Here is a 10,547-nt window from a genome sequence, read left to right on the forward strand (position 1 = left end):
AAGTCAGCGGATGCGCGGTGCAGACGGCGCGCAGATGTGCAGGCAGGACGGACTTTCCGTGCGTTTCCCGTCCCCTGCGCACATTTACATTCATGATAACAACGGCCGAAACATCACTTTCGTAGAAAGCCGCAAGTGACGTGAATCACGGAACTCACACGCCCCGTGCGGGCCGCTCAGCGCGAATGCACCGGCGTCACTGGGCCACGTTGCGGACGTACTGAGCGTAGAAGCGCACCGCGTCCGCGTAGCCCTTCACCGACACGCGCTCGTCCTTTCCGTGGAGGCGTGACAGGTCGGCGCCGTCCAGGCGCAGCGGCATGAAGCGGTAGACGTTCTCACTCAGCCCGGTGAAGTAGCGCGAATCCGTCGCGCCCAGCATGAGGTACGGGGCCACGACGACGTCGGGGAACACCTGGCGCACGCTGCGCTGGAGCTGCGACCACGCCTCGGAGTCCATGCGCGACACGGGCGACGGCTCACTGATGAAGCCCAGGGTGCCCACCTTCACCCGCGGGTCATCCACCACGCGCCGCACGTGCTCCAGCACGCCCTCCACGGAGTCACCCGGGAGGATGCGGAAGTTCACCACCGCGCGGGCGCGGGCGGGCAGCACGTTGTCGCGCTCGCTGCCCTCGAACATGGTGGCCGCGGTGGTGGTGCGCACCGCCGCGTTGGTGGTGGCCTTCGCGGTGAGCTGGCGCAGCACCAGCGGCTCGAACAGCCACAGGTTGGCGAAGAGCGTGCGCATCCCGAAGCCCATCTCCGGCCCCGCGAACTCGAACAGGGCCCGGCTGCCACCGCGCAGCTTCGCGGGCATGGGCGCATCCTCCAGCCGGGAGATGGCGCGGCTCAGCACGCCCACGGCCGTCTGGGGCGGCGGCATGGAGGAGTGGCCGCCTTCGCCATCCGCCACCAGCTCCGCGCTGGCGAAGCCCTTCTCCGACACGCCGACCAGGGCCACCGGTGACGCCACGCCGGGCACGGTGCCGGACACAATCATCCCGCCCTCGTCCAGCACGGACTCCAGCGTCACGCCTCGCTCGCGGAGCAGCTTCGCCATCGCCTCCGCGCCCTCGCGCCCCCCCACCTCTTCATCCCCGCCGAAGGCGAGCAGCACCGTGCGTTTGGGCTGAAAGCCCGCCGCGAGCAGGGCCTCCACGGACTCCAGGATGCCGAACACGCTCCCCTTGTCGTCCAGCGCGCCACGGCCCCAGACGTAGCCGTCCGCCACCAGGCCGCTGTAGGGCGGGTGCGTCCAGGAGTCCTCCGTGCCGGGCGCCACGGGCACCACGTCCAGGTGCCCCAGCAGCAGCGCCGGGCGCAGCGCTTCGTCCGTCCCCGTCCAGGTGTAGAGCACCGAGTGCGCCCCCACGGGCTCGCGCTTCAGCGTCTGGTGGAGCCGGGGGTACTGCTCCCGCATGTAGTCGTGGAGCGCGGTGAAGGCGGCGTCCTCCGCGGGCTGCCCCTCCGCCGCCGCCAGCGTCTTGAGCCGCAGCGCGCCGCCCAGCCGGGCCGCGGCGGCGGCGGCGTCCACGGTGAACGCCGCGGGCGCCTCCGGCTGGACCTGCCGTGACGTGAAACGAAAAGCCTTCGTGAGGAGAACCCCCGCGAGGGCGACGACGACAACCAACAACGACAAGAGGATGCGTTTCATCGGCAAGGCTCGCGGTGGGGGCACCTCACGCTAGCAAAGGCGGCCCGCCACCCCACTGCTTCTCAAGGACAGGGCCCCGCGGTGAACCCCGCCTCCACGAATTACGGATTTACAGTACTGTAATTATTTTCCATCTTCAACGCGAACCATAAGTCGTGTAGATGACGCGGATCGTCACAGGGGGTGCGCAGTGAAGAAGCCGTCCACGGTGTGGAGACAGCGCTGGCTTGGCCTGGTGTTGGGGACACTGGCTGGCTGCGCCGGTGGAGGTGCGGAGGACCCGGGCCTTCCGGGCGCCCCGGGCGCGGCCACGGCCCAGGCGGCTGATGCCGAGGCCTTGGTGACGTGGCTGCCGCCCACGAGCGACGGCGGACACCCGGTCATGTACTACATCGTGCGCTGTGAGCCCGCCTGTGGCGGCGCCATCGTCACGTCGGACCAGTTCCAGGCCACCGTGCGCGGCCTCAACAACGGCTTCGCGTACACCTTCAAGGTGTCGGCGGTGAACGTCAGAGGAGAAGGCCCCGGCTCCGTGCAGTCGGAGCTGGTGACGCCGCAGCCCGGCCTCTCCATCTCCAACCCCACCGTCCCGGGCCAGCCCCGCGGCGTCCGGGCCACGCCGGGTAACGGGCACGCCTTCGTGAGCTGGCTGGCCCCGGCCAGCTACGGTGGCCGGCCGCTGCGCCAGTACCGGCTGACGGCGGAGCCTGGGGGCGTCTCCGTGACGGTGGACGCGCCGGCCGCGAGCGCCGTCATCCCCGGGCTGGTCAACGGCGTGCCGTACCGCATCACCGTGGCGGCCACCAACGAGCAGGGCGAAGGCCCCCCCGCGGTCGCCAACCCCCTCCAGCCTCGCGCCGGAGGCGAGCCCACCGAATGGGTGACGGGCTACTTCGTGGGCTACCAGCTGTGGATGCAGCCGGTGGACGCGGTGGACCTGGCGGGCATCACCCACCTCGTCGTGGGCCGCGTCAAGCCGAACCCCAACGGCACCCTCAACGCGAACTTCGACGCCAACGTCGACGACAGCCACGGGCGCGCCATGGCCAAGGCCCTGGCGACGCGCGCGCACCAGCAAGGGCGCAAGGCGCTGCTGATGCTCGGCGGCTTCGGCGAGCATGAGAACTTCGTGCACGCGGCGTCCGCGGCCCAGCGCGCGCACTTCATCCGCAACATCATCCAGCTCATGGACGAGCTGGGCTACGACGGCATCGACGTGGACTGGGAGCCCATCATCCTGGCCGCGGACATCCCGGAGGGCGCCCCCCTGGAGCCCGATGACGGCGAGCCCCTGCTCGCGCTGCTGGAGGGCCTGCGCGCCGCGCGCCCGGACATCATCCTCACGGTGCCGGTGGACTGGCTGAACTCCAACTTCAGCATGAGCCGTTATCGCGCCGACTTCATGAAGCAGCTGGCGTCGCGCGTGGACCAGCTCAACATCATGTCCTACAAGATGAGCGGCCACTGGGGCGGCTGGGAGAGCTGGCACTCCAGTCCGCTCCACGGCCACTCGCAGTTCCACCCCACCTCCGTCTCGCACTCCGTGGAGGGCTACCTGGACGCGGGCGTGCCCGCGGGGCGGCTGGGCGTGGGCATTGGCTTCTTCGGGACGTGTTGGGGCGGCGTGACGGAGCCGAACACGCCCCTGGATGGCCGCGAGGGTGTCTTCGAGGGCCAGAGCGACAACTTCATGAGCTACACCAACATCATGACGCACTACTACCGCGCGGACGCCAGCCGCTGGGACGACGTGGCCCAGGTGCCCTACCTGTCGTTCCCCTCCGGCCACGGCCCGGGGCTCTGCAACTACGTCTCCTACGAGGACGCGCGCTCCATCTCCGTCAAGGGTCAGTACGCGCGCGAGAAGAACCTGGGCGGCGCCATCATCTGGACCCTCAGCCAGGGGCACTTCCTTCAGCCGACGAACGGCCACAGGGACCCGCTGCTGGACGCGGTGAAGCACGCCTTCCTGGATCCGTGAGCGGAGAGAAGCACTGGCGGCGGAGCGCCCGCTCCCGCACCATGGCGGCCATGGAGACTTCGAAGTCCGTGGCCACCGCGCTCACCATCGCCGGCTCCGACAGCGGCGGCGGCGCCGGCATCCAGGCCGACCTGAGCACCTTCGCCTTCCACCGCGTCCATGGCACCAGCGCCCTGACGGCCATCACCGCGCAGAACACGCTGGGGGTCACCCGCGTGGACGTGCTGCCCCCCGAAGCCGTCGCCGCGCAAATCGACGCCGTGGCGTCCGACATCGGCGCGGGCGCGGTGAAGACGGGCATGCTCGTCAACCCGGCCATCATCACCACGGTGGCGCAGCGCCTGCGCGCGCTGGGCCTGGGCCCGCTGGTGGTGGACCCCGTCATGGTGTCCCGCGCCGGCGCGCGCCTCATCGACGACGCGGCCGTGGGCGCGCTCAAGGAGCTGCTGCTGCCCCTGGCCACGGTGGCCACGCCCAACCGGCACGAGGCGGAGCTGCTCGCCGGCATGAAGCTGGAGACGCTGGAGGACATGCGGGAGGCCGCGCGCCGCATCCACCGGCTCGGCCCCCAGGCGGTGCTGGTGAAGGGCGGCGGCATGACGGGCGCGCTGCGCGGCACCGACGTCTGGTTCGACGGCGAGCGCCTGGAGACGCTGCACCTGCGCGCGGTGGACACGCGCAACACCCACGGCACCGGCTGCACGCTGTCGGCGGCCATCGCCGCACACCTGGCGCTGGGGCGGACGCCGCTGGAGGCCACCCGGCGCGCGAAGGACTACGTCACCACCGCGCTGGAGCACCCCCTGCCCCTGGGCGAGGGCCCGGGCCCCTTCAGCCACTTCTTCCCGCTGGAGGGGTAGCCCGGGCCCGTCACCGGGCAACTACTTCGCGGCCTTCTCCGGCGCGGCGGGCACGGGGAAGCCGCGCTTGCGCATCAGCGCCTGGATGCCCGCCTCACGGCCCCGGAAGGCGCGGTACGCGTCGGCCGGGTCCAGCGTGTTGCCCACGGAGAAGACGTGCTTGCGCAGGAGCGCGGCCACGTCCTTGTCGTAGGCGCCCTTGCCTTCGGTGAAGCGCTCGTAGGCGTCCGCCGTCAGCGTGTCCGACCACAGGTAGCTGTAGTAGCCCGCCGAGTACCCGTCACCCGCGAAGACGTGGCCGAACTGCGGCGTGCGGTGCCGCATGACGATTTCCTTCGGCATGCCCAGCGCCTTGAGCGTGTCGCGCTCGAAGGCATCCGCGTCGATGGGCGCGGCCCCCGCCAGGTGCAGCTTCATGTCCACCAGCGCGCTGGACAGGTACTCCACCGTCGCGAAGCCCTGGTTGAAGGTGGAGGCCTTCTTGATGCGGTCCACCAGCGCCTGGGGGATGGGCTTCCCCGTCTGGTAGTGCAGCGCGTAGGTGTTCAACACCTCGGGCGTGGACAGCCAGTGCTCCAACAGCTGCGAGGGGAACTCCACGTAGTCGCGCGCCACCGCCGTGCCGGCCAGCGACGGGTACGTCACGTTGGAGCTGAGGCCATGCAGCGCGTGGCCGAACTCGTGGAACAGCGTGGAGGCATCCTCCCAGCTGATGAGGACGGCCTCACCGGGCTGGCCCTTCACGAAGTTGGAGTTGTTGGAGACGATGGTGGTGACCTCCCCCTGGAACCGCTCCTGGCGGCGGTACGCGTTCATCCACGCGCCGGAGCGCTTGCCCTTGCGCGCGTAGGGGTCGAAGTACCACAGGCCCACGTGACGTCCGCTGGCCTGGTCCTTCACCTCCCAGACGCGCACGTCGGGGTGGAACACCGGCACGTCCGTCACCGGCGTGAAGGAGAAGCCGAACAGCTCACCGGCCACCCAGAACATGCCCTCGCGCAGCTTCTCCAACTGGAGGTAGGGCTTCACCTCGTTCTGGTCCAGGTCGTACTTCGCCTTGCGGACCTTCTCCGCGTAGTAGCGATAGTCCCAGGGCTCGATCTTGAGCTTCGCGCCCTCCGTGTTGGCCGCGCGCTGCATGTCCGCGACCTCTTCGTGGGCGCGGGCCACCGCGGGCTTCCAGACGGCCTCCATCAGCTCCATGGCGCGCTCGGGCGTGCGGGCCATGGCGTTCTCCAGCCGCCAGTGCGCGTGCGTCTTGTAGCCCAGCAGCGTGGCGCGCTCGGCGCGCAGCTTCAGGACTTCGGCGATGATGACGTTGTTGTCGCGCGCGTCGCCGTTGTCACCGCGGTTGACGTAGTTGCGCCAGACCTTCTCGCGCAGGTCGCGCCGCGACGAGTATGTCAGGAACGGCTCCATGGAGGAGCGCGTGTTGGTGATGATCCACTTGCCCTTCTGGCCGCGCGCCTCGGCGGCGGCCGCGGCGCCCGCGCGCACGGAGTCCGGCAGGCCCGCCAGGTCCGCCTCGGACTCCAGGACGACGGTGTAGCCCTCCTCGTCCGCGAGCACGTTCTGGCTGAAGGACGTGTAGAGCGACGCCAGGCGCTGGTTGATGGCCGCCAGCTTCTGCTTGGCCGCCGCGTCCAGCTTCGCGCCGGAGCGGACGAAGCGCGTGTAGTGCAGCCAGGCGAGGCGCTGCTGCTCGGGCGTCAGCTTCGCCTTGTCGGGCGACTGGTACACCGCCTCGATGCGGCGGAAGAGCGCCTCGTTCTGGTAGATTTCGTCGCTGAAGGCGGCCATCTTCGGCGCCATCTCCCGCTCCAGCGCCTGGAACTCCGGCCCGCTCATGGACGAGCTCCAGATGCCGTAGAGCGTCTCCACGTCATTCTGCGTCTTGCCGGCGGCCTCCAGCGCGACGAGGGTGTTCTCGAACGTGGGCGCCGAGGTGTCATTGACGATGGCCGCCAGCTCGCCGCGCGTGCGCTCCATCGCGGCCTCGAGCGCCGGCTTGAGGAGCTCCACTTTCACCTGGTCGAACGGCGGCACGCCGCCATGGCGGCCCGCCCACTTCGCGAGCAGCGGGTTGGCCTGCTCTGGAGCAGCAGGCGCGGCGGGGGCGGCCGGCTGAGGCGCGGTGGCCATGTTCTGGGACTCCTGCGAGGTCGTCGCACAGCCGGCGGACACGAGCACGGCCATGCCCGCGCCAGCGAAGAAGAGCTTACGCATGTAGAGGATGTCTCCCAATGAAAGGGGCTGAAGAGGGGGCGGAGCCTAACGGCATCCCGCCGCGAACCGGGGGACGGAATCGCGGGCGCGCCAACAAGCCTGCCTGCCCATCTGTTCCCGGCCAACGCCGGGGCCACGGGCAAGACGCGGTGTGTTACACCCGTGCCCAATGAGCGCGACGAGCACGCTGAAGGACCGCATCGAGAACGCCGAGCTGCTGGCGAAGGTCGTCCCCGTCGAAGAGGCGGTGAAGCACGTCGTCCACGGCAACACCGTGGCCATCAGCGGCTTCACCAAGTCGGGTGAGCCGAAGACGTTCCTGCCGGCGCTCGCCTGGCACTTCTCTCAGTCGGCACCGGACGCCCGCATCACCCTGCTGTCCGGCGCGTCCCTGTCCGAGGACGTGGAGGGCCCCATGGCGCCCTTCATCGCCAGGCGCGGTCCGTACATGTCCTCGCCCGCTTCGCGGCGCCGCATCCATGCGGGGGAGATGGACTTCACGGACGTCCACCTGTCCGCCTTCGCGCGCAACCTGATGTACGGCTTCTACGGCGACATCGACGTGGCCGTCGTCGAGGTGTCCCGCATCCGCAAGAATGGCAGCGTCATCCTCACCTCGTCGGTGGGCATCAGCGCGGAGGCGCTCGCCCGCGCGAAGAAGATTGTGCTCGAGGTCAACACCTCCGGGCCGGACTACACAGGCTTCCACGACATCGTCCTACCCGCCGTCCATCCGCACGTGGGCTGGCCGCTGCCGCTGGTGAACATGAGGGACCGCATCGGCAACCCCTACGTGGAGTTCGACCTGCGCAAGGTGGTGGCGGTGGTGGAGTCCCGCACGCCTGACCACCCGGTGCCCTTCAAGGCGGCGGATGACACCGCCAAGCGCATCGCGGAGCACGTCATCGACTTCCTGATGCGCTGCCGAGACCAGTACCAGTGGGGCAAGCGCCTGCCGCCCATCCAGTCCGGCGTGGGCAACGTGGCCAACGCCATCATCGGCCAGCTCTACGAGTCGCCATTCCAGAAGATCCGCTTCTGGACCGAGGTCTTCCAGGACGGGATGCTGCGCTACGTGGAGGACGACGCGAAGTTCGAATACGCGTCCGCCACCGCGGTGTCGTTCTCCGCCGAGGGCCGCCAGCGCTTCCTCGACATGTTCGAGCGGAGCAAGGACCGGCTGGTGCTGCGGCCCATGTGGCTGTCCAACAGCCCCGAAATCATCTCCCGTCTCTTCGTCATCGCGATGAACACCCCCATCGAGGTGGACATCTACGGGCACGTCAACTCCACGCACATCGACGGCTCGCGCATCGTCAATGGACTGGGCGGCTCGGGGGACTTCTTCCGCAACGCATACCTGAGCATCGTCCACACGCCGTCCACGCGAAGGCTGCGGGACGGCCGCACGGTGAGCTGTGTCATGCCGTACGTGCGGCACATCGACCACACCGAGCACGACATCAAGTGCGTCGTCACCGAGCAGGGCTATGCGCTCAACATGGACATCCGCTCGCCGAGGCGGCGCGCGCAGGACATCATCGACCGCTGCGCGCACCCCTACTTCCGGCCGATGCTGCACGCGTACCTGGACATGGCGGGCCCCGGCGACGAGCCGCGCGCCACCGACATGAAGGTGCTCCAGGGCTGGTGGGCGGACTACGACGCGGCGACGCGTGCCTTCCCCCAGAACGGCTGAGGCACCGGCGGTGGAGCGCAACGGACGCGAAGCCTGTCCCCCGGAGCTGGCCGCCCAGCTGCGGGAGGTGGACCGCCTGCGACGCAGCGGGCGGTACGCGTCCGCGCTCGCGCTCGCACGGGCATTGGCGGAAGCCCATCCCCGGCAGGCCCGCGTGCTGCTGGAGGTGGCGCAGACGCTGGCCATCTGGGGCGGCGTCCCCGCGGAGGCGCTGGAGTGGTACGAGCGCGTGCTGGCGCTGGCCCCCGGCCACCTCACCAGCCGGCTGCACCGCGCACTGTGCCTGTCCCGCCTGGGCCGCCATGTGGAGGCGGTGGCGGACTTCGACGCGCTCGTCTCGGCGGGTTACCGCAAGGCCCTGGTGCTGCACATGAAGCGCGCCGAAGCGTTGGAGGCGCTGGGCCGGGATGAAGCGGCGGAGCGGGACTGGACGCTGGCGATTGCTGAGGCCCCGGGCAACCCGTGGCTGCTCCAGCAGCGCGCCGCCGCGCGGGCCCGCTTGGGGCGGCTGGACGACGCGGCGAAGGACCTCACCGAGGCGCTCGCGTCCCAGACGGGCGACGAGGTGGACCCGGAGCTGCTGCACGCGCGCGGCGTGCTGCGTGCGCGGCAAGGTGACGTGGACGGGGCGCGCGCGGACTTCGCGGCGGGGCTCTCCGCCTTTCGTGAAGGCGACCCTCCTGCGTTGCTGGACGCGCTCCGTGAAGGAACCCTTCGCAAACCATGACGGGCGCCGTGCGGGCGGTGACGCGCGACCGCCTGTTGTGGTGATGTCTGCTTTGCATCCTTCAAAGAGGCACGACATGACCCAGAAGAAATTGAAGGAGTACAAAGGCTTCGTCTGGACCCAGGACCTCGTCAAGCCGGGCCTGCGAGTGACGGTGATGGCGACCGACCCTGAAGAAGCATTCCTGCTTCTCGAGGAGAAGCATGGTCAGGGCACCATCTTCGACCTGCACAATGAAGAGGAAGCGAACACGATTCGCTAGCGATGCGTCGGCGGAGCAAGCCTGGACGCGCGCCCTCTGGTGTCGGGGTCAGGCCGCGACGTCGGCTTCAGGCTCCCGCCGCACCTTCGCCAGCGCCGCCACGACGACCTCCGGCCCCGAGCCCGACTTGTGGGCATTCTCACTCAGGTGCCTGCGCCACGCGCGAGCCCCCGGGAGCCCCTGGAAGAGCCCCAGCATGTGCCGCGTGACTGCGCCCAGCGGCGCGCCGCGCAGCATGGCCTTCTCGATGTACGGCAGCATGGCCTCGACGACGTCATGCCGCTGCGGCACCGGCGTGGTGGCGCCGAAGAAGCGGCGGTCGGCCTCGGCCAGCAGGTACGGGCTCTCATACGGAGCGCGGCCCATCATCACCCCGTCCACGTGGCCCAACTGCTCCGCGGCGGCGTCCAACGTCTTGATGCCGCCGTTGATGCTGATGTCCAGGTGCGGGAACTCCGCCTTGAGCCGGTGGACCAGGTCGTAGCGCAGCGGCGGTACGTCGCGGTTCTCCCTGGGGCTCAGCCCCTGGAGCCACGCCTTGCGCGCGTGCACGATGAAGCGGGTACACCCCGCCGCCGACACGGTCCGGATGAAGCCCTCCAGCGTCGGCCACTCCTCCAACTCGTCGATGGCGATGCGCGACTTCACCGTCACCGGGATGCTCACCGCCTCCCGCATCGCCCCCACCAGCCGCGCCACCAGCTCCGGCTCCGCCATCAGGCACGCACCGAAGCGCCCCGACTGGACGCGGTCGCTCGGGCAACCCACGTTGAGGTTGATTTCGTCGTAGCCCCACTGCTCGCCGACGCGGGCTGACTCGGCGAGCGCCGCCGGCTCCGAACCGCCAAGCTGGAGCGCCACCGGGTGCTCCGCGGCGTCGTAGCCCAAGAGCCGCTCCCGGTCGCCGTGCAGGATGGCGCCCGTGGTGACCATCTCCGTGTACAGCAGCGTGTGGCGGCTGAGCTGGCGATGGAAGTACCGGCAGTTGCGGTCCGTCCAGTCCATCATCGGCGCGACAGACAGCGGCATGGGAGAAGTCGGCATCATGCGAGAACCCGGGTCAGCGGCCGGAGCGTCCCGTTCGGCGGGCCGCTCCCCTGCCGCCAGCATGTAGCCGGGTTTACCGCCCCTGCCC

Annotated in this window: 8 protein-coding genes; 5 read left to right on the forward strand and 3 right to left on the reverse strand. The window is 69.7% G+C overall.

The window, feature by feature from the left end:
* Nucleotides 1-196: 196 nt before the first annotated feature.
* On the reverse strand, nt 197-1,657 hold the full coding sequence (locus HV824_RS21620) for a M20 family peptidase (RefSeq protein WP_176424104.1): 1,461 nt from the start codon (nt 1,655-1,657) through the stop codon (nt 197-199).
* Nucleotides 1,658-1,847: 190 nt separating this feature from the next.
* Between HV824_RS21620 and HV824_RS21625 the strand changes: the two genes are divergently transcribed.
* Together HV824_RS21625 and thiD are read left to right on the forward strand one after the other, a co-directional pair.
* Entirely contained in the window at nt 1,848-3,638 is a 1,791-nt protein-coding gene (locus HV824_RS21625; RefSeq protein WP_176424105.1) for a glycosyl hydrolase family 18 protein, read from the forward strand.
* A 41-nt stretch (nt 3,639-3,679) separates the two neighbouring features.
* Complete coding sequence (thiD, locus tag HV824_RS21630) at nt 3,680-4,498, forward strand: bifunctional hydroxymethylpyrimidine kinase/phosphomethylpyrimidine kinase (RefSeq protein ID WP_176424110.1); 819 nt, start codon at nt 3,680-3,682, stop codon at nt 4,496-4,498.
* A gap of 21 nt (nt 4,499-4,519) precedes the next feature.
* On the opposite strand, the gene HV824_RS21635 is transcribed toward thiD, so the two are convergent.
* The gene (locus HV824_RS21635; protein ID WP_176424106.1) at nt 4,520-6,724 is read right to left on the reverse strand and encodes a M3 family metallopeptidase; all 2,205 of its coding nucleotides are present in this window, start codon (nt 6,722-6,724) and stop codon (nt 4,520-4,522) included.
* 169 nt (nt 6,725-6,893) lie between these two features.
* Here HV824_RS21635 and HV824_RS21640 point away from each other — a divergent pair, with 169 nt between their 5' ends.
* The 3 genes from HV824_RS21640 to HV824_RS21650 all read left to right on the forward strand — a co-directional run bounded on the left by HV824_RS21640 (nt 6,894) and on the right by HV824_RS21650 (nt 9,412).
* Nucleotides 6,894-8,423, forward strand: a complete 1,530-nt coding sequence (locus HV824_RS21640; RefSeq protein ID WP_176424107.1) for an acetyl-CoA hydrolase/transferase C-terminal domain-containing protein — start codon at nt 6,894-6,896, stop codon at nt 8,421-8,423.
* 10 nt (nt 8,424-8,433) lie between these two features.
* Nucleotides 8,434-9,150 carry a tetratricopeptide repeat protein gene (locus tag HV824_RS21645; RefSeq protein ID WP_176415970.1) on the forward strand — a complete coding sequence of 239 codons (717 nt, stop codon included), beginning with the start codon at nt 8,434-8,436 and terminating at the stop codon, nt 9,148-9,150.
* Between the two features lie 76 nt (nt 9,151-9,226).
* Entirely contained in the window at nt 9,227-9,412 is a 186-nt protein-coding gene (locus HV824_RS21650; protein ID WP_163781489.1) for a hypothetical protein, read from the forward strand.
* A 48-nt stretch (nt 9,413-9,460) separates the two neighbouring features.
* Here HV824_RS21650 and dusA read toward each other — a convergent pair whose 3' ends face one another.
* Entirely contained in the window at nt 9,461-10,459 is a 999-nt protein-coding gene (gene dusA, locus HV824_RS21655) for a tRNA dihydrouridine(20/20a) synthase DusA (RefSeq protein ID WP_176424108.1), read from the reverse strand.
* Nucleotides 10,460-10,547: the final 88 nt, after the last annotated feature.

This window comes from Myxococcus sp. AM009, assembly GCF_013372605.1.
GTDB lineage: Bacteria > Myxococcota > Myxococcia > Myxococcales > Myxococcaceae > Myxococcus > Myxococcus vastator.

Coding starts and splice junctions, on each gene's coding strand:
- HV824_RS21640 (WP_176424107.1), top strand. CDS start 6,894: ATGAGCGCGACGAGCACGCTGAAGGACCGCATCGAGAACGCCGAGCTG.
- HV824_RS21650 (WP_163781489.1), top strand. CDS start 9,227: ATGACCCAGAAGAAATTGAAGGAGTACAAAGGCTTCGTCTGGACCCAG.
- dusA (WP_176424108.1), bottom strand. CDS start 10,459: ATGATGCCGACTTCTCCCATGCCGCTGTCTGTCGCGCCGATGATGGAC.
- HV824_RS21635 (WP_176424106.1), bottom strand. CDS start 6,724: ATGCGTAAGCTCTTCTTCGCTGGCGCGGGCATGGCCGTGCTCGTGTCC.
- HV824_RS21620 (WP_176424104.1), bottom strand. CDS start 1,657: ATGAAACGCATCCTCTTGTCGTTGTTGGTTGTCGTCGTCGCCCTCGCG.
- thiD (WP_176424110.1), top strand. CDS start 3,680: ATGGCGGCCATGGAGACTTCGAAGTCCGTGGCCACCGCGCTCACCATC.